Annotated in this window: 28 protein-coding genes; 10 read left to right on the top strand and 18 right to left on the bottom strand. The window is 65.2% G+C overall.

The genetic code is table 11. The features are described from left to right. Positions 1–11: 11 nt before the first annotated feature. Entirely contained in the window at positions 12–1415 is a 1404-nt protein-coding gene (locus tag M2320_RS17030) for an FAD-binding oxidoreductase (protein WP_264598302.1), read from the top strand. A gap of 7 nt (positions 1416–1422) precedes the next feature. Here the strand turns inward: M2320_RS17030 and M2320_RS17025 are convergent, their stop codons facing one another. The 4 genes from M2320_RS17025 to M2320_RS17010 all read right to left on the bottom strand — a co-directional run bounded on the left by M2320_RS17025 (position 1423) and on the right by M2320_RS17010 (position 3086). Beyond that, entirely contained in the window at positions 1423–1635 is a 213-nt protein-coding gene (locus tag M2320_RS17025; protein ID WP_264598301.1) for a hypothetical protein, read from the bottom strand. A 134-nt stretch (positions 1636–1769) separates the two neighbouring features. Beyond that, positions 1770–2177 carry a hypothetical protein gene (locus tag M2320_RS17020; protein ID WP_264598300.1) on the bottom strand — a complete coding sequence of 136 codons (408 nt, stop codon included), beginning with the start codon at positions 2175–2177 and terminating at the stop codon, positions 1770–1772. 218 nt (positions 2178–2395) lie between these two features. Next, complete coding sequence (locus M2320_RS17015) at positions 2396–2851, bottom strand: DUF2442 domain-containing protein (protein ID WP_264598299.1); 456 nt, start codon at positions 2849–2851, stop codon at positions 2396–2398. 1 nt (position 2852) lies between these two features. Next, positions 2853–3086 carry a DUF4160 domain-containing protein gene (locus M2320_RS17010; RefSeq protein WP_264598298.1) on the bottom strand — a complete coding sequence of 78 codons (234 nt, stop codon included), beginning with the start codon at positions 3084–3086 and terminating at the stop codon, positions 2853–2855. Between the two features lie 112 nt (positions 3087–3198). Here M2320_RS17010 and M2320_RS17005 point away from each other — a divergent pair, with 112 nt between their 5' ends. Continuing rightward, positions 3199–4182, top strand: coding sequence for an MDR family oxidoreductase (locus M2320_RS17005; protein ID WP_264598297.1), 984 nt, complete (start codon positions 3199–3201; stop codon positions 4180–4182). A gap of 43 nt (positions 4183–4225) precedes the next feature. On the opposite strand, the gene M2320_RS17000 is transcribed toward M2320_RS17005, so the two are convergent. The 4 genes from M2320_RS17000 to M2320_RS16985 all read right to left on the bottom strand — a co-directional run bounded on the left by M2320_RS17000 (position 4226) and on the right by M2320_RS16985 (position 10785). Beyond that, positions 4226–4432 (bottom strand): hypothetical protein, encoded by a 207-nt coding sequence (locus tag M2320_RS17000; RefSeq protein ID WP_184428645.1) that lies wholly within the window; start codon positions 4430–4432, stop codon positions 4226–4228. 121 nt (positions 4433–4553) lie between these two features. Beyond that, positions 4554–6020, bottom strand: coding sequence for an amidase family protein (locus tag M2320_RS16995; protein ID WP_264598296.1), 1467 nt, complete (start codon positions 6018–6020; stop codon positions 4554–4556). A 102-nt stretch (positions 6021–6122) separates the two neighbouring features. After that, complete coding sequence (locus M2320_RS16990; protein WP_264598295.1) at positions 6123–6581, bottom strand: MarR family winged helix-turn-helix transcriptional regulator; 459 nt, start codon at positions 6579–6581, stop codon at positions 6123–6125. Between the two features lie 160 nt (positions 6582–6741). After that, the gene (locus M2320_RS16985) at positions 6742–10785 is read right to left on the bottom strand and encodes a Pls/PosA family non-ribosomal peptide synthetase (protein WP_264598294.1); all 4044 of its coding nucleotides are present in this window, start codon (positions 10783–10785) and stop codon (positions 6742–6744) included. A gap of 190 nt (positions 10786–10975) precedes the next feature. Here M2320_RS16985 and M2320_RS16980 point away from each other — a divergent pair, with 190 nt between their 5' ends. Both M2320_RS16980 and M2320_RS16975 read left to right on the top strand, forming a co-directional pair. After that, positions 10976–11821, top strand: coding sequence for an oxidoreductase (locus M2320_RS16980; RefSeq protein ID WP_264598293.1), 846 nt, complete (start codon positions 10976–10978; stop codon positions 11819–11821). Positions 11822–11907: 86 nt separating this feature from the next. Continuing rightward, positions 11908–12030 (top strand): hypothetical protein, encoded by a 123-nt coding sequence (locus M2320_RS16975; RefSeq protein WP_264598292.1) that lies wholly within the window; start codon positions 11908–11910, stop codon positions 12028–12030. 97 nt (positions 12031–12127) lie between these two features. Here the strand turns inward: M2320_RS16975 and M2320_RS16970 are convergent, their stop codons facing one another. Then, positions 12128–15115, bottom strand: a complete 2988-nt coding sequence (locus tag M2320_RS16970) for an autotransporter domain-containing protein (protein ID WP_264598291.1) — start codon at positions 15113–15115, stop codon at positions 12128–12130. Between the two features lie 350 nt (positions 15116–15465). Here M2320_RS16970 and M2320_RS16965 point away from each other — a divergent pair, with 350 nt between their 5' ends. Then, on the top strand, positions 15466–16278 hold the full coding sequence (locus M2320_RS16965) for a prephenate dehydrogenase/arogenate dehydrogenase family protein (protein WP_264598290.1): 813 nt from the start codon (positions 15466–15468) through the stop codon (positions 16276–16278). On the opposite strand, the gene M2320_RS16960 is transcribed toward M2320_RS16965, so the two are convergent. After that, positions 16242–16592, bottom strand: coding sequence for a hypothetical protein (locus M2320_RS16960; RefSeq protein WP_264598289.1), 351 nt, complete (start codon positions 16590–16592; stop codon positions 16242–16244). The genes M2320_RS16965 and M2320_RS16960 overlap by 37 nt on opposite strands. Before the next feature lie 192 nt (positions 16593–16784). Between M2320_RS16960 and M2320_RS16955 the strand changes: the two genes are divergently transcribed. Further along, a complete protein-coding gene (locus M2320_RS16955; protein WP_264598288.1) occupies positions 16785–17963 on the top strand; it encodes a DUF4034 domain-containing protein in 1179 nt (392 codons plus the stop codon). Here M2320_RS16955 and M2320_RS16950 read toward each other — a convergent pair. Continuing rightward, positions 17937–18524 (bottom strand): histidine phosphatase family protein, encoded by a 588-nt coding sequence (locus M2320_RS16950; protein WP_264598287.1) that lies wholly within the window; start codon positions 18522–18524, stop codon positions 17937–17939. The two genes, M2320_RS16955 and M2320_RS16950, sit on opposite strands and share 27 nt — an antisense overlap. Beyond that, positions 18521–19369 carry an enoyl-ACP reductase FabI gene (fabI, locus tag M2320_RS16945; protein ID WP_264598329.1) on the bottom strand — a complete coding sequence of 283 codons (849 nt, stop codon included), beginning with the start codon at positions 19367–19369 and terminating at the stop codon, positions 18521–18523. Before fabI ends, M2320_RS16950 begins: the two co-directional genes overlap by 4 nt. Before the next feature lie 297 nt (positions 19370–19666). Between fabI and M2320_RS16940 the strand changes: the two genes are divergently transcribed. Continuing rightward, positions 19667–20482 carry an anti-sigma factor family protein gene (locus tag M2320_RS16940; RefSeq protein WP_264598286.1) on the top strand — a complete coding sequence of 272 codons (816 nt, stop codon included), beginning with the start codon at positions 19667–19669 and terminating at the stop codon, positions 20480–20482. Between the two features lie 27 nt (positions 20483–20509). Here M2320_RS16940 and M2320_RS16935 read toward each other — a convergent pair whose 3' ends face one another. From M2320_RS16935 to pdxH, 4 genes are all read right to left on the bottom strand, one after another. Further along, the gene (locus M2320_RS16935) at positions 20510–20773 is read right to left on the bottom strand and encodes a hypothetical protein (RefSeq protein WP_425540691.1); all 264 of its coding nucleotides are present in this window, start codon (positions 20771–20773) and stop codon (positions 20510–20512) included. Between the two features lie 121 nt (positions 20774–20894). After that, positions 20895–21434 carry a TIGR02301 family protein gene (locus M2320_RS16930; RefSeq protein ID WP_184428656.1) on the bottom strand — a complete coding sequence of 180 codons (540 nt, stop codon included), beginning with the start codon at positions 21432–21434 and terminating at the stop codon, positions 20895–20897. Then, positions 21431–21877, bottom strand: coding sequence for an NUDIX hydrolase (locus M2320_RS16925; RefSeq protein ID WP_264598285.1), 447 nt, complete (start codon positions 21875–21877; stop codon positions 21431–21433). The genes M2320_RS16930 and M2320_RS16925 overlap by 4 nt, the downstream gene beginning before the upstream one ends. Beyond that, positions 21874–22488 (bottom strand): pyridoxamine 5'-phosphate oxidase, encoded by a 615-nt coding sequence (gene pdxH, locus M2320_RS16920; protein WP_264598284.1) that lies wholly within the window; start codon positions 22486–22488, stop codon positions 21874–21876. Before pdxH ends, M2320_RS16925 begins: the two co-directional genes overlap by 4 nt. Positions 22489–22606: 118 nt before the next feature. On the opposite strand from pdxH, the gene M2320_RS16915 reads away from it, so the two are divergent. From M2320_RS16915 to M2320_RS16905, 3 genes are all read left to right on the top strand, one after another. Continuing rightward, entirely contained in the window at positions 22607–22999 is a 393-nt protein-coding gene (locus M2320_RS16915; RefSeq protein ID WP_264598283.1) for an RT0821/Lpp0805 family surface protein, read from the top strand. Positions 23000–23122: 123 nt separating this feature from the next. Next, positions 23123–24085, top strand: a complete 963-nt coding sequence (locus M2320_RS16910; RefSeq protein ID WP_264598282.1) for a J domain-containing protein — start codon at positions 23123–23125, stop codon at positions 24083–24085. Then, positions 24082–24276: a hypothetical protein gene (locus tag M2320_RS16905; RefSeq protein ID WP_264598281.1), complete on the top strand. Its 195-nt coding sequence runs from the start codon at positions 24082–24084 to the stop codon at positions 24274–24276. The genes M2320_RS16910 and M2320_RS16905 overlap by 4 nt, the downstream gene beginning before the upstream one ends. Positions 24277–24499: 223 nt before the next feature. On the opposite strand, the gene M2320_RS16900 is transcribed toward M2320_RS16905, so the two are convergent. Both M2320_RS16900 and M2320_RS16895 read right to left on the bottom strand, forming a co-directional pair. Continuing rightward, positions 24500–25624: a tyrosine-type recombinase/integrase gene (locus M2320_RS16900; protein WP_264598280.1), complete on the bottom strand. Its 1125-nt coding sequence runs from the start codon at positions 25622–25624 to the stop codon at positions 24500–24502. A 522-nt stretch (positions 25625–26146) separates the two neighbouring features. Then, complete coding sequence (locus tag M2320_RS16895; RefSeq protein WP_264598279.1) at positions 26147–26632, bottom strand: hypothetical protein; 486 nt, start codon at positions 26630–26632, stop codon at positions 26147–26149. Positions 26633–26849 lie beyond the last annotated feature (217 nt).

The raw sequence follows: 26849 nt of genomic DNA, 5'->3' as shown, positions 1-26849 counted from the left end.
TTGAGGATGAAATGGCTGAGCAAATCGCCAAGGCGCTCGCGGACATTGTCGGCGACAAATATGTGCTGACCGGCGCCGATATGGCCGGCTATATGAGCGAGCCGCGCGACCTCTGGCATGGCAAGGCGGCTTGCGTGGTTCGCCCCGGCTCGGCGCAAGAAGTGGCGGCGGTGCTCGGCTATGCCGACGCCCATGGCCTGAAAATTGTACCGCAGGGCGGCAATACCGGGCTCGTCGGCGGCCAGATCACCGATCAATCCGGCACGCAAATCCTGCTGTCGCTGAACCGGCTCGACAAGATTCGCGAGATCGACCCGGCGTCCAACACCATGATCGTCGAAGCCGGCGTCACCCTGCAAAAAGTGCAGGAAGCCGCCGAAAGCGTCGACCGGCTGTTTCCGCTGTCGCTGGCGGCCGAGGGGTCCTGCACCATCGGCGGCAATCTGGCCTCCAACGCCGGCGGCACCGCCGTGCTCGCCTATGGCAACGCCCGCGACCTCGTCACCGGCCTGGAAGTGGCCCTCGCCGACGGCAAGCTGCTGAACAACCTTTCGAAACTGCGCAAAGACAACACCGGCTACGATTTGAAGCACGTGTTCATGGGCTCGGAGGGGACGCTCGGCGTGATCACGGCGGCGGTGGTCAAACTTTATCCGCGCCCGCGCGCGGTGGAGACGGCGCTGATCGGGTTGGACAGCCCGGAAAAATGCCTTGAGCTGCTGATGCTGGCCCAAAGCATTGCCGGGCCGGACCTCAAGACCTTTGAATTCATGTCGCGGTTTGGCATCGAGATCGTCATAACGCACACGGAAGGCGCGCGCGAACCGCTCGAAGGCCAGCACAAATGGTATGTGCTGCTGGAACTGGCGTCGCCATCGGCGTCCGGGCTCGCAGACAAGTTGATGGCGCTGCTTGAAGCCGCCTTCGAAAAGGACATCATTGAGGATGCGGTGGTCGCCGCCTCGCTCGACCAGCGCAAAGCGTTTTGGACGCTGCGCGAAAATCTGTCGGAAAAACAGAAGCACGAGGGCGGGTCGATCAAGCACGACGTGTGCTTGCCCGTGGCGCTGGTTCCGGCCTTTTTGGCGGAGGCCGGGCCGATTGTCGAAAAAACCATTCCGGGCGCGCGTCCCGTGCCGTTCGGGCACATGGGCGACGGCAACGTGCATTACAACATCACCCAGCCGGTCGGGGCCGACAAGGCGGCGTTTCTGGCGCGCTGGGAGGAGCTGAACGAGGCGGTCCATGCGGTGGTGACGCGCATGCACGGTTCGATTTCCGCCGAGCACGGCGTTGGCGTGCTGAAGCGCGATTTGTTGCCAGGGGTGAAGGACCCGGTGGCGCTGGAGGTCATGCGCCGCTTCAAGACCGCGCTGGACCCGAAGGGGACGCTGAATCCGGGGAAGGTGCTTTAGGCGCCAATCAGAGCGCCTGAAGGCCTTTGATCACAGTCGGTTCGAATTTGGGACCGCAGGTGTTCGCAAGCTCGCGCACCGCCAGGGTGAAGGCCGAGGCCGCAATCACGCCGAAGGCCGGGTCGTCGCCGTGGCGCTTGAGCGCGCTTTGAACGGCCGCGACGATGTCGCCTTGCAATTCGCTGATCGTGTCAGCCGCGAGCATTTCTTGCAGGGTCATGCGATCGGTCCTGGGCGCGGGAAGAATCGGGAAAGCAGACGTAGTCTTAACAGACGCCGTCATTTGGCGCATCTAATTGTTAAGACTAAGGAAACTCCGGGGAAGCGACCGGGCTGTCGCCCGGCCGCGAATTTTTAGCGCAGCGCGACGCGATAGGCGCGTTCGACATGCCGGGCGAAGGGGTTGCCGGCGTTGTGGCAGACCATCATCTGGCGGGCGTTCGCGGCGCCCATTCTGATGCAGGCGGCCATATGGGCGACGCCCGCGGCGATGCCGCCGGCGCAGGTGCGGGCGGCCGACGGAGAGATGCCGAAGCGGTGGGGATCGCCGACCTGGAACACGCCGTGATGCCGGCTGTTGCCGCGGGGATTGCATTGCATATGGGATTCGATCTGGGCGATTTTTAACGCCGTTGGGACCCATTGCGCGCCGATCTCTGAGGAGACCTTGGCGGAGATCATGGAACGGACGGCCTGGTTTTCAGAAGCCATCGTGGCGGTCGGCGTCGCGACGAGCGCGACGAGGATCGTCAAAACCTTCAAACTTCTACTCCTGTGCTCGCCACTTGCGCGTGGCTCATACCTCGTTGGTCATGGGTTGAGGTGAGGGGTTTTGCTCCAGGCATGAGTCCGGAGCGGCTCGGCGCCGGGGCTGCCCGGCGGCCGCTAAGTCGCGTAAGATCAAGGCCTTGGCGTGACGATTTTGTTGCAGCCCCGCGGTCTTTGCGATCGGGGGTTGTGCGGGACGTCGCTTTGGCGCCTTACGACGCGATCGCGTCGGGCTCCATCTCCAGGGCCCGCGTCGCCAGCGCCACCACACGCGGGATCGGCTTCTTGCCCTGTTCGTAATAGGCCACCATGCGGCGGCTCAGGCCGAGCGCGGCCGCCGCATTGTCAAGGGTATAGGCCTTGCGCACGCGCCATTGCCGAAAGGCCTCGGGTGACAGCGTGGCGCCCGTCTGTTCCTGCGCGAGGCGCCAGAGCGTGTCGGCGGCCATGTCGAGTTCATCCGACCAGACAAGGTCGGTCCCGTGCTCGCCGACGGCAACCTGCCGGAACAAAGCGGGGTCGCGCAGGGGCGCGTAAACGCGAAAGGTCTCGATCAGGCCGGACACATCGACAACGGTTTGCGCGCCATTGTCCCAGTCGATCCGAAGTTTTGTTGCGGGATCGGCCGCCGCGACGGCAAGGATTCGCGGCAAGATTTTCCGAGGCATGTCAGGTCCTCTCGTTCAATTCAGCCCATTTCAACGCCAAGAACGCCTTGTGCTCGCGCGCCCAGGCCAGGGCCTCGGCAAGGTCGGCGGCGCGCGCGTCCCCGGCGATCACCGCCCAATCCGACATGCGCACCAGAACCTGAAATTCCGGCGAGACAATATGGAAATGCGGCGGTCGATGGTCGTCCGCATAGATGCGAAGGCTGACCGCGCCAAAGCGCTGCAAGACGGGCATGAAACAACTTTTTCGAGGATGCAATAGTTGCACTTCTGGGGGCGAGTTTCAAGCCATCCCAGCTTGACGCCGCGTCCGCCGCAAGCTCTGATCCCTCAAACGGGAGGGCGTCATGTCAAAATTCAAAGCCATTCGCATCGTCAAGGAGCCGGCTTATGCCGCCTCCTATTCCGAATTCGACGAGTCCGAATTGATGGACGGCGATGTCACCGTCCGGATCAGCCATTCCACCGTCAATTACAAGGATGGCCTCGCCATCACCGGCAAGAGCCCCGTCGTTCGCCGCTTTCCCATGATTCCCGGCGTCGATTTCGCCGGCGTGGTGGAAAGTTCTTCAAATCCTGAGTTCAAGCCCGGCGACGCCGTTGTGCTCAACGGCTGGGGGCTCGGCGAGACGCATCTCGGCGCCTATGCGCAAAAAGCGCGGGTGAAGGCGGAATGGCTGGTGCCGCTTCCAAAAGAGTTTTCGCCCGCGCAGGCCATGGCCATCGGCACCGCCGGCTATACCGCGCAACTCGCCGTGCTGGCGCTGGAAAAACACGGCCTCACCCCCGAGCGCGGGCCGGTTCTGGTCACCGGCGCGGCGGGCGGCGTCGGCTCCGTCGCCGTGTCCTTGCTGGCGACGCTGGGCTGGCATGTGATCGCCTCGACCGGGCGTCCCGAGGAAGCCGAGTTTTTGAAAAAACTCGGGGCGGCGGAAATCATCGACCGCGCAGAACTCTCCGGGCCGGGGCGTCCGCTGTGGAAGGAGCGCTGGGCGGCGGCGGTGGACAGCGTCGGCTCGCACACGCTGGCCAATGTGCTGGCGCAGACCAAATATGAGGGGGCGGTCGCCGCCTGCGGCCTGGCGCAGGGCATGGATTTGCCCGCCACCGTCGCGCCGTTCATCCTGCGCGGCGTGTCCCTGCTCGGCATCGATTCGGTGATGCAGCCCAAGGCCAAGCGCCTTGCCGCCTGGGCGCGGCTCGCCCGCGATCTCGACCCGGCCAAGCTGGAGGCGCTGACCACGACCATCGGCTTCGATCAGGTGATCGAGACGGCGGAAAAAATTCTGGCCGGCAAGGTGCGCGGCCGCGTCGTGGTCGAGATCGGCTAGGTTGAAAAACGTCGCCCCGCTTCCGCGGGGCGACATTTTGAACTTACGCCGCCTTGGCGGGGAACGGCAGAACCTTGGTTTCCGCGCCGCGGGCGTTGCGCTGGTTGATCTCGGCCAGCAGCAGGTCCGGCGCGAACAGGGCCGCTTCGACCGCGGCGACGCCGATTTCACGATAGAGCCGCGATTGCAGATCGCGCGCGTCCTCGCGAGGCGGCTGGGCGGGGACGGGGTTTTGGAACAACTCGCTCATGGGACAACTCGCGGCTTACGCGTTACGCACGGCGGTTCCGCCGCTCCGTTAACGTTAGCGAAGAGCGAAAACCACACTCGCAATCTGAACGATCAGCGTAAAGCCGGGGTTAAATAGGCCCTCATTCCCCTGTGCCAAAAGGAAATGGCGGCGGCGAAAATTTGTGTTGCTCCTCCAGAATCTGCGCCAAAGCGATGGCGGAGCGATCCTCGTCATAGGGACAAATAATTTGCGCGCCGCGCGGCAGGCCGGAGGGTCCCGGGGTCACCGGGGCGACCGCCGCCGGCAGATGCGCGAGCGCCGCCAGGCAGGCCCATTTGAGCAGGTCGTGGTACGGCAATTCGCCGCCGCGCAGAGGCAGGCGTCGTGAAAACGGATCGGGCGAAAGATCGTGCGTGATGGCGAGACAAGGCGCCGGCGGGCATAAAATGGCGTCCCAATTTTCGAAAAAAGCGGCGAAGGCGCGCTTGATCGCGGCGCGACGGGTCATCAGCGCGGCATAGGCCGCCGCATCCATGCGCGCGGCCCGCGCCCGCAGCGCCGCCCATTCGGAGTCGCCGGCCTGCGCCAGCGCCTCGTCGCGCGCCTTGGGCGGCGCGCCGGCGAAACCGATGGCGAAGTTGAGCAGGGCGTAGATCTCCAGCGCCTCCGCCAGGGCGAAACCGGGCTTTTCCGGCTCGATGCGCGCCCCGGCCTCGCGGAAAAGATCGGCCGCCAGCAACACGCCCTGCTCCACTTCCGGGTCGACGGGGGCGAAACCCGGCTCCAGCCAAAGCGCGATCCGCCAGTCTTTCGGCGCCCGGCGCCTGGGCTTTTGCAAAAAAGCGGGGCCGGCGGCGTTGACCGGCCCGGCGACGATCGACAGCGCCAGCTCCAGATCGCGGGCCGAGCGCGCCATCGGCCCGGCCACGCCCATGTCGGGCGGGCTTTTCAGTTTGATCGACGGCAGCGGCGGAATGTGGCCGAGCATCGGGACCTGGCTCCAGCTGGTCTTCAGCCCGTAGACGCCGCAGGCATGCGCCGGCCAGCGGATGGAGCCGCCCAGGTCCGAGCCCAGCTCGAAGGCGGTGAAACCCGCCGCGACCGCCGCCGCCGCGCCGCCGGAGGACCCTCCGGGCGACCGGGACAAATCCCAGGGGTTGCTGGTGGCGTCGAACAGCGCGTTATGCGTCTGGAAATCGCCGGTCAGCCGGGGGACGTTGCTCTTGGCGAAGATGATCGCGCCGGCGGCGCGCAGCCGCGCCACGGCGAGCGCGTCCTCTTCGGCAAAAAAATCGGCGAGCTCCTCGGCGCCGGAGGTGGTCGGCATGCCGGTGACGGCGAAACTGTCCTTGATCGACAGCGGCAGACCGTCGAGCGGCAGGCCGTCGCGGCGGGCGAGCCGGCGATCCGAGTCCTCGGCCGCGCGTCGCGCGAAAGATTCGTCCCAGGCGATCAGCGCGTTGAGCGGCGGATTGCGCTCCATGACGCGGCCCCAGAGGGCGTCAAACAATTCGCAGGCGGAAAAGTCGCGTTTTTTCAGCGCGTCGCGCCAGGCGAGCGCCGGCGCGGCGAAAAACGCCTCGTCGAAATCGGTGAAGTCGGTCAAGTCAGGCTCGTGTCCACGGGGGACGGAATGCAGTGCGCCGGCGACGGGCCGCGCGCATCAGCCGATTGCGTGGGCGCAAGGCGATCCCGTTCCCTCGAGTCATCAGGCGTCCTGCTCCACGGCGTCGCCGGAGACGCGGACGTGCTCGCGCAGCTCCAGCAGCAGATCGTCGAGCTGGGCGAGCCGCTCCGGGGCGATCCGCCCAAAAGTGTCGGAGACAAAGGCCTGCTGCGCCTCGATCCCCTTGCGCGCCAGTTCGCGGCCGGCCGGGGTCAGGTGGATGGCGTGCGAGCGGCGGTCGCTCTGCAAGGAGCGGCGCTCCACCAGTCCGCTGGCGACGAGACGGTCGACCAGACCGGAAATATTGCCCTTGGTGACATAAAGCCGCGCCGCCAGCTCCTGCTGCGAAATGCCCTCGCGCTCGGTGAGCGTGGTCAGCACGTCGCATTGCGGCACGGACAGGTCGTAAGCGCGCAGGCGATTGGCGATCGCCATGCGGCTCCGCGTGTGCAGACGGATCAGGCGAAACCAGACCCGCAAGGCCTCGTTGTGATGGTTCATTCTCAGGCGCTAGCCTCCCGGGAACGACCGTAACCTTTCATACGGTTTGCGCAAGATCGCTTCGCGGATTGCGCAGGCCGTGGGACGCGGGGACCGCCCTCGCCCTGCGAGACGGCGCCTGCGGCGCCTCCTCGGGGCGAGGGCTGCAATTTCAAGGGTTTCACGCCGCCTTCGGCTTGGCGGGCACGGCGGGCGAGCCCTCCCATTCCGTATGGGCGGGGATCGATTCGCCCTTCATCACAATGGTCAGCGGCCCCAGCCGGGCGAAATCGCCGACATGGGAATCGTAGAGCACCGTGGAGCCCGCGCCGACCGTCACGCCCGAGCCCAATTTGACGCGGCCGACTTTCATCACCCGGTCTTCGTACAAATGGGTTTGCAGGGCGCACAGCGAGTTCAAGGTGCAGAAATCGCCGACCTCGACGCAGTCGAATTCGGTGATGTCGGTCATTTCGAACAAACACCCCTTGCCGATCTTGGCGCCGAACAGCCGCATCACCCAGGGCAGGAACGGCGTGCCGCGCAAAGGCTCCAACAAAGCTTTGCCGGCGAGGCCCCAGTAGAGCACCGCCACGGCTTCCGTTCGCATCGCCCACCACGACCACATCGGTTTTGTCACCGGCTCGTAACGACCCATGGTCACCCATTTGACCATGATGACGACGGCGGTCATGGCCATGGCGATGATCGCCGAGGCGACGACGAACATCCACAAGACCTGGCCGAAATGGCCGTCGAGCAGGGCCGGCCCGAACCATTCGATCGCCCAGGTGCCGAAGGTGATGAACAGCATGGTCGGAAGCGAAATATGGACGGCTTCAAAAACGCCGCGCGCAACCTTGCGCCATTTCGGCGCTTCATAGGTCCAGTTGGCGCCGCCGCCGTCAAACCGCTGGCGCACCGGCAATTTGATCGGCGGCGACCCGAACCAGGTGTCGTGGTGGGACATCAGGTCATTGGCCGGCGGTTTTGACTTGATGCCGATCAGGCAATCATCGGGGATGACCGCGCCGGGCGGCACCACGCCGTCATTGCCGACGAACACCCGCGAGCCCGTCTTGAGCTTTTCCAGGCGCATCCAGCCGCGCCGGACATCCTCGTCGCCCAGCACCACCTCGTCGGCGATGAAACATTTGTCGCCGATCTCGACGAGGTCGTAGCGGCCGGCAAGATTGGTCGAAATCTCGGAATCCTTGCCGATTTTCGCGCCCATCAGGCGGTACCAGGCGCGCATGTAGATGGTGGCGTAGAGCGACGACAGGGTTTCGAGCGTCACTTCCGTCGCCAGCGCCACCGCCCATTTGCGCATGTAGAACCAGGAGAAGACGGAATAATAGCCTTCGCGCACCCGCGGCAGCACGATCCAGCGCACGCCGGCGATGAACCCGACGGTCACCAGCACCATGACGAACGAGGTGGGCCAGGCCATGATCGGAATGGCCGCCATATAGAGCTGGCGGCTGGTCGCGGCGAGCCCCAAAAATTCGTCGATGCGGTCGAACACCCAGAACGCCGGGAACAAAGGCAGCAGACCGACCGGGGGAATCGACAGCAGCAGCAGCGTATAGAGGAAGGTCTGCAGGCTGCGCTTGGCCTTGGACACGGTGGCGAAGGGGCGCAAGGATTCCTTGTCGACGGAGCCGACGCATTTGCCCGGCGACCCGTCCCAGATTTCCCAGGCGCGGACGCGGGTGTGCGGCGCGAGGGCGGTGAGGTCGCGCAGCTCCGCGCCCTCCTCCAGCACGCAATTCTCCTCGATCACGCAGCTGGTGCCGACGTAGCAATCCGGGCCGATGTCGATCGTGCCGACAATCATCTCATTGCCGACGAAGGACACGTTGGACAGGTTGGCGCGCTGGCCGATGGTCGTGCCCGCGCCGATGGAAATGAGGTCGAGCGCGCCCATTTCCAGCTCGGAAATATTGGCGTCCGCGCCCACCTTGACTCCCAAAGCCTGGAGATAGACCCGCATCAAGGGCGAGCCCTGGAACCATTTGATGTGCGTGAGCATGAGCACGCGCACCACCAGCCACCAGCGGAAGTAATAAAAACCCCATAGCGGATAGCGGCCCGGCTTGAACCGCCCGATGACGATCCATTTGACCGCTATGGCGATGAAGACGGTGAGAATCTGGACGATCAGATACACGCCGAGCAGCGAGGCCACCTCTTGCAGGAAGGAGGCGTCGGTGTCGGTGAGCAGCATGTAGGAGACGAAAATGCCGAGCCATTGCGCCGTGGCCAGCGCCACGATGAACGGCAAGGCGATGGCCTGAGCGAGACCGCAGAAAAAACGCCGGAGCAAGGGCGGCGGCTCGAACGACAAATCTTTCGGCGCGCCCGCGACCGCGGATTTTTCATCGAGCAGCGCGGATATGGCGCGGAGCGTCCGGCCGGCATACATGTCCTGCAAGGTGACGCCGGCAAGCCGCGGCGTCTGGCGGACGATGGAGACGAAGCGCGCGGCGAGCAGCGAATGGCCGCCGAGATCGGTGAAGAAGTCGGCCTCGAACGGGATGCTTTGCGGCGGCAGCACTTTTTTGGCCGCATCGAGCAGAATCGCCTCGGTCTCGGTCTGCGGCTCCTCCTGCGTCTCGTCCGCGGCGGAAGGCGCGGTGAGCGGCTCCTTCTTCAGCGCCTTGCGGTCGACTTTTCCAGAGGACAGGCGCGGCAGCGCCTCGCGCGTCTCGTAACGCGCTGGCGTCATATAGGGCGGCAGGGTGGCGCGCAGATTGGTGCGCAAAATCTTGTGGTCGAGGGTCACGCCCGGTTCGGGGACCAGGAAGGCGACCAGCTGGTCCAGGCCGTCGTCGTTGCGCAGCACCACCGCCGCCTGCTTGACCCCCGGCTGGACCGACAGTTTGGATTCGATCTCGCCGAGTTCGACGCGAAAGCCGCGGATCTTCACCTGGTCGTCGATGCGGCCGTGGAAGGAAATGCTGCCGTCCGCCTCCATCACCACGGCGTCGCCGGAGCGATAGAGGATCGGATCGTCCCCGGTGGAGGGGAACGGGTTCGGGATGAATTTTTCCGCCGTCAGCTGGTCGCGCTTGAGATAGCCGCGCGCCACGCCGGGACCGCCGATCAAAAGCTCGCCTTCGACGCCGCGCGGCAGCAGCGTGTTGGCCTCGTCGGCGACATAACAGGTGTAATTGGCGATGGGACCGCCGATGGTCACGGGCCTGTCGGGCAAAACCTCGGCCATGGTGGCGACCACGGTGGCTTCCGTGGGGCCATAGGAATTGAAAATGGTGCGGCCGGGCTTGCACCAGCGCGCGGCGACCGCGGGCGGGCAGGCCTCGCCGCCAAGAATGATGACGCGCAGGCTGGGAATGTCGCGCGGCAGCAGCGACAGCAGCGTCGGCACCGTGTCGAGCACGGTGACGCCGATTTCCTCCATCAGTTCGGGCAGCTTTTCCGCCTCGCCCAGGACTTCCGGCGTGGCCACAAAAAGCTCGGCGCCGACCAGATAGGGAATCCAGATTTCCTCCATCGACAGGTCGAAGGCGATGGAGGCGCCCTGGAACACGACGTCGTCGACGTTGATTTTATAGCTTTCGTTGGCGGAGCGCAGGTAATGGCAGATGTTGCGCCCGGTGATGACAATGCCTTTCGGCGTGCCCGTCGAACCCGAGGTATAGATCATGTAGGCGGGATGGTCGGGCGTCGCCCCGTTCTTCCGCGCGTCGACCGGCGACTGGTCGGCGGGATCGACCAGATCGGCCTCGGTGAAGAGCGCGACGCTGATCCCGCCTTTCGCCTTGGCGGCGAAAGTTTCGGAGGTGAGAAGGCCCTTGGCGCCCGCGTCTTGCAGGCAGGTGTCGATGCGCTCGACCGGCGCGTCGGCGTCGAACGGCAGCCAGGCGGCGCCGGTCTTGGCGATGGCGATCTGGCCGATCAGCAGTTCGGGGCCGCGCGCGCCCCAGAGGCCGACGACATCCCCGGGGCCGACGCCGCGGCGAATCAGGCCGCGCGCGATGGCGGTCGCCTCGTGGTCGACGCGGGCGTAGGAAATCTTGCGCTCCATCGTCGTCATGGCGATGGCCTGGGGCGCCGCCTCGACGGTGGCGGCGAAGATTTCCGCCAGAATCTCGTCACGCAACAATTCGGGACGCCGCGCGCCGCGCAAGACCGATGGCTGCGAGCGCGACTCCGAGGCGCCCGCCTCGGACACGGCAATCGTTTCGGCGTCCAATTCGCTCATCTTTCAATCCGCTAGATTTTTGGGCGGGTCGCGAGTCCGCAACCCCTGCCAGGCGCGCGCAAAGCGGGCGGTCCGGTCTAACATGGTTTACGGCGGCGTCCTACCCGCAAAGTGGGGCCTTTCCGCGACCGGTTTTCCGGTCGGCGGATCGGTGTTAGGTTTTGAAATCCATGCAATCGGAGGCGGAAATATGACGCAAACGGATCGCTCCGTCTGGTTCATCACCGGATGTTCCACCGGATTTGGCCGCGAACTCGCCCGGCAATTGCTGGAAGCCGGCAAAAAGGTGGTCGTCACCGCCCGCGACGCGCAAAAAGTCGCCGACCTCGTCGCGCTTTCGCCGGAAAACGCCCTCGGCCTTGCGCTCGACGTCGACAAGACCGACGCGATCGCCGCCGCAGTAAAGGCGGCGCAGGACAGGTTCGGGCGCATCGACGCGCTCGTCAACAATGCCGGCTATGGCTATCTCGCCGCGATCGAGGAGGGCGAGGACGACGACATCCGCGCCATGTTCGAGACCAATGTGTTCGGGCTCGCCGCGCTGTGCCGCGCCGTGCTGCCGATCATGCGGGCGCAAGGGGCGGGCGTGATCGTCAACATTTCCTCCATGGCCGGGGTCTGCGGCTTTCCCGGCATCGGCTATTACAACGCCACAAAATTCGCCGTCGAAGGCCTGTCCGAGGCCATGTCCAAGGAGCTGGCCCCGCTCGGCGTCAAGGTTGTGATCGTCGAGCCCGGACCGTTCCGCACGGATTGGGCGGGGCGCTCGCTGAAAACGCCGAAAAACCCGATCCCCGCCTATGCCGAAACCGCCCTCGCCCGGCGCAACGCCGTGCAGAGCAGCAGCGGGAGCCAGCTCGGTGACCCCGTTCGCGGGGCGCGCGCGATCATCGCGGCGGCGCAGAGCGAAAACCCGCCGCTGCGGCTGGTGCTCGGCTCCGTGGCGCAGAAGGCGATCAGCGAGCGCACGCAAGGATTTGTGCGCGAGCTGGAGGCCGGCGCCGAGGTCGCGGCCGCCTGTGATTTTCCGGCGTAAATTCGGTCCAGATTTGGCCCGCTTGACACCTGCCCCCCTCTCCCCTCAAGCTCGCGTTTGAAGGCTCTTTCGGGATCAGGCGCCATATGGGCAAGTTTTTGAGTATCGCCGCCGTCTGTCTGCTGGTCTCCGGCTGCACGACCTGCGGGGACTGGTCGAAATTCAACACGTTTCCGGGCGTTTGCCACGCGCCGGACCCGGTGAAGTAAGAGAATCGGAACGCGAACCATCTGACACACGTCATGCCCGGGAACGGGCATGACGCGTCGATGCGGCTTGCTTCCGGCTTTTTGAACTCCGAGCCGCTCAGAACTTGTAGGCCATCGCGCCCTTGACGCTCTGGTCATTGGCGGATTTGGCGAGCTGCGCGCCATAGCGCGCCGTCACGAACAGCGAGTCCGTCAGCGCCACATCGACCGCGCCCTTCACCACCATGGCGTTTTCCGCCACGGGCGCGCCATAGATGGTGAAGGCGGAGCCGCCGACGAATTTCAGCATCTGCTGCGGGGCGAGATCGCCGAAGGCGTGCTGCCAGCCCAGTTCGCCGCGCAGGGTCGAGACCGCCGCGCCCACATTATAAGCATAGGCCGCGCGGACGCCGAGCGTGTTGAAGGCGACCCGCGTATCGTTGGAGACGGCGTGCAGCGCCGCCGCGCCGCCCGTCTCGGTGAACGGGTCGCTGTTGACGCTCACATAGGCGAGATTGTCGTAGGGCTCGTACCAGGCCGCGCCGGCGCGCATGCGATAGCTGAGGTCGCCGAAGGCTTGCGCCGTGGAATCGCGGCCCCGGCCCGACAGGCGGTTGGAATAGCCGGGGTAGAAGGCGTTGGAGGCGGCGTCGAAGGCCGCCGTGCGCGCGACGCTGAAATTGCTCGCCGTCCAGGCCGCGCCCGCCTTCAAACCCCAGCCGTTCAGCCGGGTTCCCGCATAGACGCCGGCGTGCCAATTGTCGCTGGTCCCCTTGGCGGCGCGATCGGCGACGTCGAAGGCGGTCTGGCTGAGGCCGCCGGCGACGCCGACGCGGACGAGATCGCCGAGCAGATTGTCATAGCCGAACAGCACGCCGCCGGTCCGATGGGTGAGCGCCATGGCGTTGCCGTCGCTCGCGTTCGAGCCCCAAGTATCAAAGCCCTGGATCCAAGCCCCATTGGCGCTCGCCGTCGCAGGCGCGTCCTTGAGCGCGGGAAAGGCGGTTTGCGTCGGCGCATAGCCGAGCGGCAGCGAGGCGGAGACATCGGCGTCCTCGGCGTCGCTCAGGCGCAGGACGAACGTGTCGCGCACGATGCGGCTGTCCTCGATCATCACGGTGCGGGCGGAGGCGTAGACCTCGCCGGAAATGGCGTCATAGGCGCGCCGCGCCTCGGCCCGGGGATCGCCGGCCGCCGTGCCGAGATAGCCGATGGCGTTGTAGAGCTCGCCCTTGTTGACGGAATCGAGGCCCTGCGCGGCGGCGCGCTGGTTGCGGGTCCGGGCGAAGGCGTCGAAGGCCGTGGTCTGCGCCACGTCGAGATAGACATGGGTCTGGTCGGTGTTGACCTTGAGGTCGTAGAAGGCCGAGACGAAAGTCGGCCCGGCGAGCGAGGGCGCGCCGCTCACGCCCTTGGCGGCGGTGAGGATCGGGTAGCGGTTTTCCAGAATCCAGTAGTTGCTTCGGTCGATCTTCTGGGCGTTGGCGAGGTCGAGATTGGTGATGTCGAGCTTCGCGCCGCCGGCGGGATCGAATTTGGCGGCGCCGGCGACCGTCAGCCCGCTGTTGCCCGTCACCGTCTTGACCTGGATCTGCAGGTCGGCGCCCTTCTGCTGGATGTAGTCGCCCGCGACGGTCAATCGGTCGAGGGCGCCCGTTCCCGGCGCGACCACCGCGCCCGCCTGCGCCACCACGCCGCCCACCGTTCCGGCGCCGCTGAGCTTGCCCCCGGCGCCGACGGTGACGGTTGAGCCCGACAGCGCGCCCTGAACGCGCAATTCGCCCGCCGACACCAAAGTGTCGCCCCAGAAATCGCTGGCCGCCGTCAGGGTCAGCATGCCGGCGCCGCGCTTCTCGAACGAGCCCCAGCCGCTGATCAGATTGTCGAAATTGGCGGCGGTCGGCTGGTCGATGACGAATTTGTCGTAGATCATCACCTGGCCCTTGCCGAAACTCGTGGCCGAGCCGATCAGCGTGCCGGTGTCGGCGGTGGTGACGCCGGTATAGGTGTTGACGCCGTTGAGGACGAGCACGCCATTGTCCACCTTGGTCAGGCCGCCGCCGCCAAACAGCGGCGCGTCGATTGTGGCGGTGATGTCGGAATAGCCCTGGTTGCTGCCGTCGCCGACCGCGACCCAGACGGTGCCGTCCCTAAGCCGGATCGGATCGCCCTTGATCACATAGCCGTCGGTGAGGAATTGCGCCGCGCCAATGCTGACCTGGCCATTGCTGTTGCTGACCTTGACCGTTCCCTTCGGCCCCGCGAACACCGGGCCGCCGACCAACGGGTTGAGCGCGCCGCCCCAGACGCCGGTGTTGTCGGTCCAGTTCTGGCTCAGCGCGGTCCAGGTTCCGTCGCCGCCGCCAAGCGCGCCGGTCGGGCCCTTCGCCGCGCCATTCCAGTACTGGATGCCGTCGCCGGACACCGGCGGCACGGCGGAGCCGACATTGTCGAGATAGGCGTAGCCGGCATGCGCGCCATAGGGGCAGTCATTGGCCAGGATCGACAGGACGAAGTCATGGCCGGCGAGACGGCCGACATTGATGTACTGGGTCATCCAGTTCGAATAATACCATCCCTTCTGGAGCTGGGACGGATTGAACAGGCCGGGCGCGTTGGCCGAATTGATGTTGTAGCTATAGATCACCTTGTTCAGCGTAGCGTCGGTGGCGGTGACGATGAAGGAATCGGAATCGGTCAGGCCGTGAGAGGATTCCAGCACCGCGGCGAAGGCGAAGGAAATGTGCGAATCCGTGTAAGCGCTGACGCGCTGGCTGAGCACCGAGACGGAATTGTCCGGCGTCGGATTGTTGATCATCACGGAATGGCCGCCGCTATAGACCGTGGCGAGCCTGTCGTCGGTGTTGGGGTCGTAGCCCGGGTTCATGATCGTGATTGCGGCCGAATTGGCGACGTAATTCCGTCCGCCGGGCAGGTAATCGGCGGGGACGGGATAATCGCCGCTCGACCAGACGCCGCCGCCCTGGGTCCAGCCCGTGAGCGTCCCCGCTTCAAAGCCGCCATTGACGAATTGACCGGCGTGCGCATGCGCGATCATGGCGGCGCCGGCGACGGAGGCCAGCAAACGGGTACGAAAATGACTCATGCGACAATCCCTGGGCAATATGCCTTCGCGTTTGCCGCGCCCTGACGCGGCAAACCGACTCAAATCCGAACGCGACGCAAAAAATCATCGGCGCGACCGCTGCAATCAGCGTCGGGCGCCAGAGAACGCGCGCCCTAGTCGTCAAGACATCATCGCAATGAGGAACTCTTACTGGCGCCGCCCCGCCGCGGCTTCACGACCCAACGGCGCCTTGAACGCATATTTGTTCGGAATGGCTTCCAAATGGTTAAGACCACGGTTGGCGTTCAGCCCCGGGCGCTGTGCGGAACTTGACTTTCGCGGGGTGAACGGCTTGACCGGGCCAAAGCAAGTCAGGCGCGCGGGGAGATATGAATCAGGGTTCGAAACATCCGGTCAGGAGAAAAGGCGGGCCGCCGCGGATCGGACTGATCGGTCTCGGCGCCTTCGGCCGGCTGATCGCCGCCCATGTCGGCGCCCGGCTGCCGCTGCTCGGCTACGATCCCACCCCGAAGGAGCCGATCAAGGGCGTGCGCTTCGCCAGCCTGGCGGAAGCCGCCGGCTGCGACGTGGTGATCCTCGCCGTGCCGGTCCCGGCGCTGCGCCAGACCTGCCGCGACATTCGGCCGCACCTGCGCCAGGGCGCTCTGGTCATCGACGTCTGTTCCGTCAAAGTCTTGCCGGCGCAGATCATGCGCGAGGAATTGCCGGAGCAGGTCGACATTATCGGCACCCATCCGATGTTCGGACCGCAATCCGCGCGCGGCGGCGTCAAGGGGATGAAGATCGTGCTCTGCCCGATTCGCGGCCATTGGACCCGGCCGCTGGCGGGCTGGCTGCGCCAGACCCTGGCGCTCGACGCGATCATCGCCACGCCGGAACAGCACGACCGCGAGGCCGCCATGGTGCAGGGCCTTGTGCATCTGATCGCCAAGGTTTTGGTGGAGATGGAGCCCCTGCCCCGCGCCATGACCACCGTCAGCTTCGATCTGCTGATGCGGGTGGTCGAGATGGTGCGCTATGACGCGCCCGAGGTTTTTTACGCCATCGAGCGGATGAACCCCTACGCCCCCGACGTGCGGCGGAAATTTTTCGGGCTGGCGGCGGAGCTGGCGGAACAGCTGGAACAGAACGGCGAGCGCGACGCTCAGGCCGGCGGCGGCGACGGGGCGTCCCGGGACTGATCCGGGGTCCAGCCCAACCGGACGGGTTCGAATTTCTCCGCCGCCAGGGCGCGCAAACGCTCGTTGAACGCGACCTCGACGGCGGCAAGCGCATATTCGCTCATCAGCGGCCGGTCGGCCTCATCGAGCATTTTTTGCTCCGCCAGGGCCTCCCCGGCGGCCAGGGCGAAAAAGCGCCGGGCGAGGGCGCAGTCGCGCGCGGTCGCGGGATCGGTGTGGTCGCCGTAGCGCAGAAAGAAATGGAAGGCGAAGGCGCGCCCGGCCTCGGTGGCGCGCGCTCTGACTTTTTCTGCGATGGCCCGGCGGTCGGTCAAGGATCGGTCTCGCGAATCGCGCCCCAAGCGGCGCTTCAGTTCGGGCAAGTTAGTCACGCATGACGCTTCGGCAACCTAGGGCCGCCGCCTAGGTGATTGCCCTGAATTTTAAGCGGCGCGTTAGGCCTTGCGCAACGCGCCGCCGGCTATCGTTGCGGCATGCGATCCCCTCTATTTTCCCTCGCTTTTCTTTTGTCTCTTTCCGCCTCCGCCGGCGCCGCCGAGGACGCGACCAGGTCCCCACTGACGCCGGCGCAGGTCGCCGCACAGAATGACGGTTACGCCTATGCGCGCTACCTCGCCAATCTGAACATGCGCTACCATCTGTCGCCGCCCGACGGCTCCTTCACCGGCGACCTCGCGCCGACGATTCCGGCGGATACGGGCGTCGGCGATCTGGACGCCGAGGGCCGGCCCAAATGGTTCGACGGCGGCAACAGCTGGCTGCAGCTCGCGGCGCTCCCCGACCAGCTGTTCGAGCGGGAGCAATTCGACGATCTCGACCGGCTGTTCGACGATTGGAATCAGCCGAACCAGCGGAGCGCCAATGGCGGGCTCAAGCTGCTGACGTACCACACCTCGCTTTCGCGGCGATTCAGCGCCGCCTATTGGGAGAAGGACGGCCGAATCCTCCGGCATTGGCGGGACGCCAAGCCGAAATCAGCGGCCGCCGCGGTCACGGAGGCCATCTATTGGCGCGTTTACGCCTGGAACGCGCGCGGAGGCGGCTACGCCAACACCGTCTCGCCCGAGGGATGGCGGCTGTTCCGGGACCGCATGGCCAAGGCCGAGGCCGTCCTGCGCGAAAGCAAGGCCTACGCCGCGAACAATCCGGTTTGGCACCGCGAATATATTGGCGTGCTCACCGAATCCGGCGCGCCGATGCAACAGGCGATGGACGCCCTCAAGCAAGCGGTCGAGACCAAGCAGGACTGTTCCCAGGACTATACGCAGGTCGCCGACCATCTCAGCCCGAAATGGGGAGGCTCCTGGAAATTGGTGGAGGCTTTCGCCACGGAGGCCACGGAGAACCCCAGGAACACATATGGCGCGATGCTCTACACCTGGATCTATCTCAGGATTTTGGCCACCAACAGCGGCAATGTCGACTTTTTCGGCGAGACCGAAGCCTCCTGGCCGAAAATGAAGCGGGGTTTTGAAGAGGCGCGCGCGCGTTATCCCCACAGCGTCTGGAGCCTCAACGAATTCGCCGGCATGGCCTGCGTCGCCGGCGATGGCGCGACCTATCGGACGCTGGTCACGCAAATCGGCGGCAATATCCTGCGCGGAGCCTGGCCGCCCAACCATTCGCCCGACCTGTGCGCACAAAAATTCGCGCCCGCCTCACACCCACTCGAACTTCCCCGTTGAAAACACCAGCACCCTGCCCTGCCAGATGTCGGCGGTGGGGGCGCGCTCGATGGGGAGGCCGCCGATGAGATGCATCAGCGCGCGGGCGACGCCGCCATGGGAGACGACCACCGTCGGCGGCTGCTGTTCGGCGAGCCAGGGCCGCAGCCGCTCCGCCAGATGGGCGTAGGATTCGCCGCCGGGGGGGCAAAAATTCCACTTGTCGCGGTCCCGCGCCGCCGCGCCCTCGGGGTCCAGGGCCATGACGTCCGGCCAGGTCTTACCTTCCCAGCGGCCGAAGGTGAACTCTTTCAAGCGGTCGTCGAGGCGCACGCCCGCGGCGGGCAGGCCCAGTTCGGCGCGCGCCAGCGTCATTGTGTCGCGGGTGCGCGTGAGCGGCGAGGCCTGCCAGACCGCCGGAACGCCGCCTGCGCCAAAAATTTTCTTGAGCTTGCGGCCGGCCTGGGCCGCCTGGCGGCGACCCAAAGCGTTGAGCGGAATGTCCTGCTGGCCCTGCAGGCGCCCTTCGGCGTTCCAGTCGGTTTCGCCGTGGCGCAGGAAGAACAGCTGCAGCGCCGTCAATCCTTCTTGACGATTTCGCCGATGTCGGGCGCCTTGGGATTCTTCATGCCGACGACATGGTAGCCGGCGTCGACATGCAGGATTTCGCCGGTGATCCCGCGCGACATGGGAGAGAGCAGGAACACGGCGCTTTCGCCGACTTCCTCGATGGTCACGGTGCGGCGCAGCGGCGCGTTATATTCGTTCCACTTCAGGATGTAGCGGAAATCGCCGATGCCGGAGGCGGCGAGCGTCTTGATCGGACCGGCGGAAATGGCGTTGACCGTAATGTTCTTCTCGCCGAGGTCGGCGGCGAGATAGCGCACGCTGGCCTCCAGCGCGGCCTTGGCGACGCCCATCACATTGTAATGCGGCATCCACTTTTCCGCACCGTAATAGGTCAGGGTCAGCATGGACCCGCCGTCCTTCATCAGCTTTTCCGCGCGCTGCGCGACGGCGGTGAAGGAATAGCAGGAGATCGACAGCGAAGTGGTGAAATTCTGCTCGGTGGTGTCGATGTAGCGGCCGGTGAGCTCGTCCTTGTCGGAATAGGCGATGCAATGGACCAGGAAGTCCAGCTTGCCCCAGAGCTTTTCGACTTCGGCGAAAACCTTGTCGATCGACTCGCCGTTGGTGACGTCGCATTCGCCGACCACATGGGCCTCGAGTTCGGCGGCGAGCGGGCGCACGCGCCGCTCCAGCGCCTCGCCCTGATAGGTCAGCGCGATCTCCGCGCCGGCGAGCCGCGCCGCCTTGGCGATGCCCCAGGCGATCGAGCGGTTGTTGGCGAGGCCCATCACCAGCCCGCGCTTGCCGCGCAAGACGCCCGATGTAACCGCGAGGGGGGCGGGGTCCGCTGTAATCATCGTCATGAACAATCCTGATCGTCGGTTCCGCGTGGCGCGAGCGGCGCCTTTGGGGCGTCGGCCGATTCGCCGCGTCGGGTCCACAATTGCGCGTTCGCGGCATTTACCCGCGCCGGGCGCCGGAAGCAAGAGCGGGGACGCCAGCGCCCCGCCGTCACGCCCTGTCACAGGCGAAAACGCGCGCTGGCGCTGTCGCCGTCTGGCGGGGACGCGTGAATCAGTTTATTAATTCTTAACGATTTGTGAACCGCGTTTCGATCCTTCGGGCGTGGACTTAAGCAAGGGGCGGTTTGCGCCATGCGCGAGAGTGTGGCCGGTCTGGCTCTTTCCCTGCGGCGTTACGCCCATGCCGTGCTCGGCCGCTGGCCGGTGGCGGGGGCGCGCGCCTGTTCGCGCAGCCGCGCCGACCAGGACGCCGACGATCTCGCCCAGGCGACCCTGCTGAGTTTCTGGCGCGCCGGACTGCTGCAAGGCTCAACCCAACATTCTGCGCAACATTCGGGCGCGCTGCGGCTCGCCATGCTGCGCCGCCTCACCCGGCTGGCGCGCGACGTGGCCGCCCAAGGCGCAGGCGCGGCGGCCTGCGGCGGCGGCCGGCATTTCCCCTGGTCGCCCGAAGCGCGGGCGCTGCCGCGCTTGTCCTTCGAGTCGCGGGCGCTGCTCGCTCTCGCCGCGCTGGAGCGGCTCGGTCACGAGGACATCGCCGCCGTGCTCGACATCAGCGCCGCCCAGGCGCTCGCGGGCCTCGCCCGCGCCCGCGCCGAACTGTCGAGCGAAATTTCGGGGCGGCGGCTTTCGCACCTGCGCACCGCTTGCGGCGTCGCCGAGGTGGATTTGCACCTTTTTGCCGACGATCGGCTCGATCCCGCGCGGCGCGCGGAAATCGCCGGCCTTCTGGAGCAAGATGAAGAGGCGGCGCGACGGGTGGAAGATTGGCGCCGGGGGGCGGAGCGTCTGCGCGGCGCCTTCGCCACGCTCGAGGCCGAAAAACTGCCGGCGACGCTGGATTTTTCGCGGCTCACGCCGGTTCGGCGCGACCTGCGCGGAAAAAGATCGTTGAAAAGCGTGTTCGCCTGGCTCGCGGGCGCGCCCCGGTCGGCCGCCGCCCGCTGAGGCGCGATTGGCCTCAGAGGTCTCGCCTCAGTGTTTCAGCGCGACCGTGAACTCGCCGGAGGTGATCCGCTGCGGCAGGCGCGAGGCGAAGGCCGCGACCGCGTCCTCGCCATAGGTCTCGACCAGCTCCTGCAAGGCGGCGAACAGGGCGGCATGAGCGAAGCTTTCGCTTTCGACGCCCGACAGAATGGCTTCGGCAAAGGCCTCGGTGACAAAGGCCAGAGCCGCGCGGCGCTCGTCCTCGGCGCCGGTCAGCTCGACATCGTCTTCAGAATCGTTCGGGGTCATCATGGACAAAGCTTAGCCGTCAAAGCCGGCGGTGGCGAGCAGGGTCTTAATAAACGGTTAACATTTTTTCCGCCCGGCTCGTGCGGCGCGCATCGGCCGAAATCGCGCCAACGCCTTGATCGGACTATCTTTCGCGGTAGGTCGTGGCGATCTCGTGGGCGAGCCGCCCACCTTCGTCCATCAGCCGGACCCGCGCCAGCTCCGCGCCATCGGTGCAGCGCCGATGGAAATAGGTGTAGCCGCGCAGGCCGCGATTATAGGCGCCGGCGAGACGCTCGCGCTGCATGGGGCCGGACTCCTGGGCGTCCATCAGTTTCTGCATATTGTCGCGCCAGCCGGCCTTGCCGCTGTCGCCGCAGAGCGGGTCGAGCACCGCCAGCGCGCCCATGATCTCGGAGAGACGCAGGAGCTGCGGCTCGAACGGCGGCGGCGGCCCCTCGACCTTGGGCGCATCCGGCTTTTTCGGTTCGGCCTTGGCGACGGGCCGGCGCTGCTCCTGTTTGGCGCGCGGCTTCTTCGGTTTCGGCTTGGCCTCGCGCGGCGGCGGCGCGGCGACCGGGGGCCGCGCCGGCTGCGGGTTGAAGAACTGGAAGAATTGCGCCGGCGCGGGCTCCGAGGTCAGCAGCGCGGCCAGCAGCACGGGCAAGGCGATACGCGCCCTCATCGACCGCGCTCCACCAGTTTGTGCGCGTCTGCGATCACATGCGCGACGCGCGGCGTCAGCGCGAGATCGGCGAGATCGTCGGGACGCCGCCACAGGATTTCGCCGGCCTCGGCGCTCGGCTTGCCTTCGCCCGCCAGCCAGCGCGCCGCGAAGGACAGAATGACGTAATGGCGCTCCACCCGCCCCGCCGAATCGCGCTCGATATGCTCGACCGGCTGGTTGAAACCGGCGATTTCGGCGATGACCCCGGTCTCCTCACGCAATTCGCGCAAGGCCGCCTGCTCCAGCGATTCGCCGGTTTCGACCAGCCCGCCCGGCAGGGTGAACACATTGCGATAGGGCGCGGCGGTGCGGGTCGCCAGCAACACCTCGCCCTCGCGAAACACGGCGATGCTCACCGCCACCGCGGGGTGGTCGGGGTAGTGACGGCGCGATCCGCTCATGGATAGAGCGCCTCGCAACTCCAGTCGCCCTGCGGCGCGGCGCGGCGGTAGCACAGGCGTTCGTGCAGGCGGAACGGCTTGTCCGTCCAGAACTCGATTTCGACGGGGCGGATGCGATAGCCGCCCCAATGCGGCGGGCGCGGGACTTCGCCGAGGCCGAAGCGCGCGGCCTGCGCCGCCACCGCCTTTTCCAGGGCGAATCGGCTCTCCAGCGGCCGCGATTGCGCGCTGGCCCAGGCGCCGATGCGGCTGTCGCGCGGCCGGCCGGCGAAATAAAGGTCCGATTCGGCCTCCGTCACATGTTCGACCGGCCCGCGAAAGCGGAACTGTTTGCGCAGGCTTTTCCAGTGCAGAACGCCGGCGGCCATGGGATGTGATTCGAGCTCGCCGCCCTTGGCGCTTTCGCGATTGGTGTAGAAGACGAAGCCGCGCTCGTCATATCCGCGCAGCAGGACCATGCGGGCGTTGGGCAGGCCGTTTTTGTCCACGCTCGCCAGGCACATGGCCTCGGGATCGTTGATTTCCTTGGCCCGCGCCTCCTCCATCCAGCGCGCGAACAGACCAAAGGGCTCATGCTCCGGCTTAAGGTTACCCGCCATTAACGCGTTCATTGGATGATGCTCAAGTCTGTGTACGGATTACGCCCGCTTGCTTGCACGTTCGCGCCTTCTTCCTAGCAAAACACCGACGCGCGGGCTGCATTTTTTTGCGGTCTTGCGCGCGACGGTGATGATTCCCTTCGCCCTGTGCGGATGCTCGGTCGCCACGCCGCTCAGTCCCGACGTGGACATGACGGCGACCGGCGCCATTCCGCCGGCCGCGGCGCCGGCGCGCCCCGCTTTGCCCGCCGCGCTCGACGAGGAGGACAGGCGCCGCGCCATGGGCGCGCTCGGCATCGCGCTCGACCCCCAGGGCAATGGCGCGAGCGTCGCCTGGAGCAATCCGGTGAGCAAGGCCCATGGAACGGTGACGCCGGTCGGCTTCGCCTATCCGGAAAACGGGCTGATCTGCCGAAAATTTTCCGCGCGTTTCGACACAGCGGCCGGGCCGGAATCGGATTCCGGCGCCGCCTGCCGCGACAAGGACGCGATGTGGACGCTGACCGAGTTCCGCAAGGGCTGATGAGGCCTGCCTGCGGCGCCCGGCGCACGCCCCTTGCGCTCGGCCGCGTTCAAGACCACATGATGACAGAAGACAGGACGCCGGGGCCGCTCGCGGACCGGCTGCCAGATGGGCTTTAGGACAATGCGCGATCCCTACCAGATACTCGGCGTGGCCAAGGACGCCCCGCAGGCGGATGTGAAGAAGGCGTTCCGGAAACTCGCCAAACAGCACCATCCCGACCAGAATCCGAACGACCCCAAGGCGCAGGCGAAATTCGCCGAAGTCAATTCGGCTTACGAAATTCTCGGCGACGAGAAAAAGCGCGCCGCCTTCGACCGAGGCGAGATCGACGCGGACGGCAAGCCGCGCGGGTTTGAAGGTTTTCCCGGCGGCGGGTTTCGACGCGGCGGTGCTGGCGGCGGTCCCGGCGGGTCGCATTTCGATTTCAATTTCGGCGGCGGCGCGCCCTTCGACGCGGCGGATATTTTCTCCGACCTGTTCGGCATGGGGGGACGCGGCCGCGGGCGTGGCGCTAGCGGCCCCGGCGCGGGTCAGGCGCGTCCGCAACCCGGCGCGGATGTCACGCTCGAAACCTATGTGTCGCTGGAAACCGCTTTGCACGGCGGCAAGGCCCGCGTGCTCACCCCCGCCGGCAAGACGCTCGAGGTCAACGTTCCCGCCGGCGTCGAAGAGGGCAAGCAGATCCGTCTGCGCGGCCAGGGCCAGGCCGGCCCGGGCGGCGGCCCGCCCGGCGATGCGCTGGTGACGGTGCATATTCAGAAGCATCCGCATTTCCGCGTCGACGGCCGCGACCTCCGGCTGGACCTGCCCGTGACTCTTTACGAGGCGGTGCTGGGCGGCAAAGTCGAGGCGCCGACGCTGGGCGGCAAGGTCGAGCTGACCCTGCCGCCGAAGAGCAATTCCGGCAAGACGCTGCGGTTGCGCGGCAAGGGCCTGCCGGCGTCGGGCGGACATGCCGCGGGCGACCTGCTGATCACGCTGCGCATCACCCTGCCGGACGGCGACTGGGCCGAACTGCAGGAGGTGGCGAAGAAGATGCAGGCGAAGCAGCCCTATGATCCGAGGGTGGAGTTAGCGAAGTGAGCGAGCCGCGCTCGGAGCCCGATGTCGATCCGGCGTCGGAATTTGCTGTGATCGAAATGAGCCAGGAAGGGTTTGCTGATTTCCTGGCGGCGCTTGGCGAGTCGACTCCGGCGCCGGACATGCTGGAGGTCGCGCGGCGTCCCGCACCTTGGGAGCCCGGATATACGCCAAGAAAATCGGGGCAAGCGTAGTCACCCTTTGGCGTTTGGTGCGGGCGGCCGGGTTCGAACCGGCACGGCCTTGCGGCCGAGAGATTTTAAGTCTCTTGCACAGCGGAAAAGACCAAGCGCAATTAATTGAAATATCGCAATTTTCATATGCACTAACGCATAAATCACTTCCGTTGTGGCAACAGTTTTCGCACGATCCGCCACAAAACGCGGGAAGGGGATCAATCCCCTTCCCCGTGCGCAACTAGCTGCGATTCCTAGCCTTTTCCATAGCCACAACGTTGGACACGGGTTCCGCGTCCACGTCCACAAACCGGCGTGCTCCTTCCAGAGCCTCCTTGCCGAACATATGCACATACCGCTGACTGACGGCGAGGGTCAGGTGGCCAGCCAGCATTTGAATGTAGCTCGCGCTTGCGTTGGCTTCGGCGAGACGCGAGCAGAATTCATGGCGAATTACATGCGGAACGAAGTCAGGATCATCCACGAGATCGAACGCCTCGCGCATCTTTTCCCACTGCACATCGAACTTACGCTTTGTCAGCCCAGCAAAGATGCGCTGCTCGTCGGACGTGGCCGCCTTGCGGCGCCGCTCGACAAGCTCGATGACGGCGGGATGCTCGATAGGGACTGCGCGGAACTTCTTGTTCTTCGTGATCTCGGCGGGAAAGTTGGCCGTCTTCCCGCGCAGGTTGACGTCGGCGAACGTGATCTTCAACGATTCGCCGTTCCGACTGCCGACCTTGATCGACCACAGGATGAAATCGTGAATGTCGTCCAAGCTCATCCGCTTGCACCACGCCAGCATCCGACGTTCGAGATCGCGCGAAATGCGGGCAATCCGCCCCTCGGTTTCCTTTTGCTTTTTCCACGTCGGGCGGCTGGAAATGACTTCGAGCTTGACCGCTTCGGTCAGACATCGACGCAGGGCAGCTAGCTTGCGGTTGATGGTCGCACCAGAGTTGCCACCGGCTTTGAGTTCCGCCGTCACCTTATTGATTTCGAAGGCGCCGATCTTCGACAGCATCTTGCTGCGGCCAAGGAGGTCGGCAACAGCGTAGGCGTTTTGGCGTTGCTTCTCGCCTCCGGCCTGTTCCTTCCAATAGTTCGCGAACACATACTCGATCATATCGGCAAGCGTTCGGGGCTTATCGTCTTTCCGGGCGCGCCCGAGCATATCCGGTTCGCCTCCGCGCATGATGGCAACCTTTGCCTCTGCCGCCCACATCTCTGCTTCATTTTCGGTGGCGAATGAAATTCGCTCCCGGCGGCTGGCGCCTTTTTCAGGTGTCCACGAGATTGTGGCTTCAAATGATTTGCCGCGCGGTGCAACTTTCGTGTTCACCTTGAACTGTTTTCTGTTTGTCAATTCTTTTCTCCAAAATTTTTTCTCTGTCTTTCTCTCGTGAGTTTGGGGATTTGGGCACGGTTTTAGCCACAACAGCCTGCACGTATGAAAAACACTTCATCGTCACGTGTTTCTTGAAGAGGTTGGTGGCCCCTGCCGGGGTCGAACCGGCACTCCCGAAGGATGCGGATTTTCTTACCAGCTACGGCTTCCGCCGCCGGGACATGTTGCCCCGTTTGTGGTCTGGACTATCCCTTCAGCATAGGCGTCTGCCGACACCCGTAGCTGCGACCCGTCTAGTCTCTACACGTTCCCCCAAACTGAGGGCTTCGCTCGGGATTACCAACGGCACCGCCGTGAGGCTTCCCCGAATTTGGGTCGTTCTACTCCCGGCGTTTCCACCGGGGCACTCGTGGTCGCGCCTAAGCGCGGGTCAAGTCCGCTGCGTCTACCAATTTCGCCAAGGGGCCTCTAAACCGTTTTCATATCCCATACTCGCGCCTCATGCTAGGCCGCGATCATCGGGTAGGTCCCACCAAAAATTCATTTAAGTTTCTTGGTCTTCCACTCCTCTATGAACTGCTCCTTCATCATCGGCTCAAAATCCGTCACATGATCGGCGTTCAGCAGGGACAGAAGCTGATTGATCCGTTCGCGTCCCTTGCGGGTCAGGAAAAAGACCTTCCTACGTCGCTCGCGGGGATCATCAATGCTTTCAATCAGACCAAGCCCCGGACCTCCGTCCCGACCCCACTCCGACAGACTGTCGGTCATCCGACTCACGGTTGACTGATCGATCTGCATCAACCGCACCAGATCGCCGACCGTCGTTCCCTTCTGCTCCGCGATGCGAAGGAACGCGAAATAATGGCTCAATGGCAGCTTCTTGCTCTCCTGTGTTAGGACCGACAGCACCGCCGCAGCGGATAACGCCAACTGGTTTTGATACTTGATTCGCGGCGATTTCTTGCCGTGCGCAAGCTGAGCCGGCGACTGCATGAAGCCCATAGTGCCGTCGGGTGGCATCACGATTTCTCCTGACCATATATGCTGGACTGATTTTAATTGCGCTAACGCATAATATGGACTACACGCATATATATGTCAAATCGAAAAACAACGGGTGAAGTTTCGGAACTGATCGACCAGCAATTGACCATCTCTGCGAACCTGACGAAATCCGAGTGAGGTGCAACCATCGTGTTCATGCGCAGCATAAAGGTTCGACGACCGGCGGCATGGATTT

Source organism: Rhodoblastus acidophilus (assembly GCF_025961575.1).
Taxonomy (GTDB): Bacteria; Pseudomonadota; Alphaproteobacteria; order Rhizobiales; family Beijerinckiaceae; genus Rhodoblastus; species Rhodoblastus acidophilus_C.
This window is presented reverse-complemented; position numbering and strand designations above follow the sequence as displayed.

Bases quoted from the DNA above. Each gene is read 5' to 3' on its own strand.
- M2320_RS17010 (WP_264598298.1), bottom strand. From the start codon at position 3,086: ATGCCCGTCTTGCAGCGCTTTGGCGCGGTCAGCCTTCGCATCTATGCG.
- M2320_RS16990 (WP_264598295.1), bottom strand. From the start codon at position 6,581: ATGAACCATCACAACGAGGCCTTGCGGGTCTGGTTTCGCCTGATCCGT.
- M2320_RS16935 (WP_425540691.1), bottom strand. From the start codon at position 20,773: ATGATGACCCCGAACGATTCTGAAGACGATGTCGAGCTGACCGGCGCC.
- M2320_RS16930 (WP_184428656.1), bottom strand. From the start codon at position 21,434: ATGAGGGCGCGTATCGCCTTGCCCGTGCTGCTGGCCGCGCTGCTGACC.
- M2320_RS17015 (WP_264598299.1), bottom strand. From the start codon at position 2,851: ATGCCTCGGAAAATCTTGCCGCGAATCCTTGCCGTCGCGGCGGCCGAT.
- M2320_RS16915 (WP_264598283.1), top strand. From the start codon at position 22,607: ATGATTCCCTTCGCCCTGTGCGGATGCTCGGTCGCCACGCCGCTCAGT.
- M2320_RS16910 (WP_264598282.1), top strand. From the start codon at position 23,123: ATGCGCGATCCCTACCAGATACTCGGCGTGGCCAAGGACGCCCCGCAG.
- M2320_RS16965 (WP_264598290.1), top strand. From the start codon at position 15,466: ATGAATCAGGGTTCGAAACATCCGGTCAGGAGAAAAGGCGGGCCGCCG.
- pdxH (WP_264598284.1), bottom strand. From the start codon at position 22,488: ATGAACGCGTTAATGGCGGGTAACCTTAAGCCGGAGCATGAGCCCTTT.
- M2320_RS16985 (WP_264598294.1), bottom strand. From the start codon at position 10,785: ATGAGCGAATTGGACGCCGAAACGATTGCCGTGTCCGAGGCGGGCGCC.
- M2320_RS16980 (WP_264598293.1), top strand. From the start codon at position 10,976: ATGACGCAAACGGATCGCTCCGTCTGGTTCATCACCGGATGTTCCACC.
- M2320_RS17025 (WP_264598301.1), bottom strand. From the start codon at position 1,635: ATGACCCTGCAAGAAATGCTCGCGGCTGACACGATCAGCGAATTGCAA.
- M2320_RS17005 (WP_264598297.1), top strand. From the start codon at position 3,199: ATGTCAAAATTCAAAGCCATTCGCATCGTCAAGGAGCCGGCTTATGCC.
- M2320_RS17000 (WP_184428645.1), bottom strand. From the start codon at position 4,432: ATGAGCGAGTTGTTCCAAAACCCCGTCCCCGCCCAGCCGCCTCGCGAG.
- M2320_RS16940 (WP_264598286.1), top strand. From the start codon at position 19,667: ATGCGCGAGAGTGTGGCCGGTCTGGCTCTTTCCCTGCGGCGTTACGCC.
- M2320_RS16970 (WP_264598291.1), bottom strand. From the start codon at position 15,115: ATGAGTCATTTTCGTACCCGTTTGCTGGCCTCCGTCGCCGGCGCCGCC.
- M2320_RS16975 (WP_264598292.1), top strand. From the start codon at position 11,908: ATGGGCAAGTTTTTGAGTATCGCCGCCGTCTGTCTGCTGGTCTCCGGC.
- fabI (WP_264598329.1), bottom strand. From the start codon at position 19,369: ATGATTACAGCGGACCCCGCCCCCCTCGCGGTTACATCGGGCGTCTTG.
- M2320_RS16925 (WP_264598285.1), bottom strand. From the start codon at position 21,877: ATGAGCGGATCGCGCCGTCACTACCCCGACCACCCCGCGGTGGCGGTG.
- M2320_RS17030 (WP_264598302.1), top strand. From the start codon at position 12: ATGGCTGAGCAAATCGCCAAGGCGCTCGCGGACATTGTCGGCGACAAA.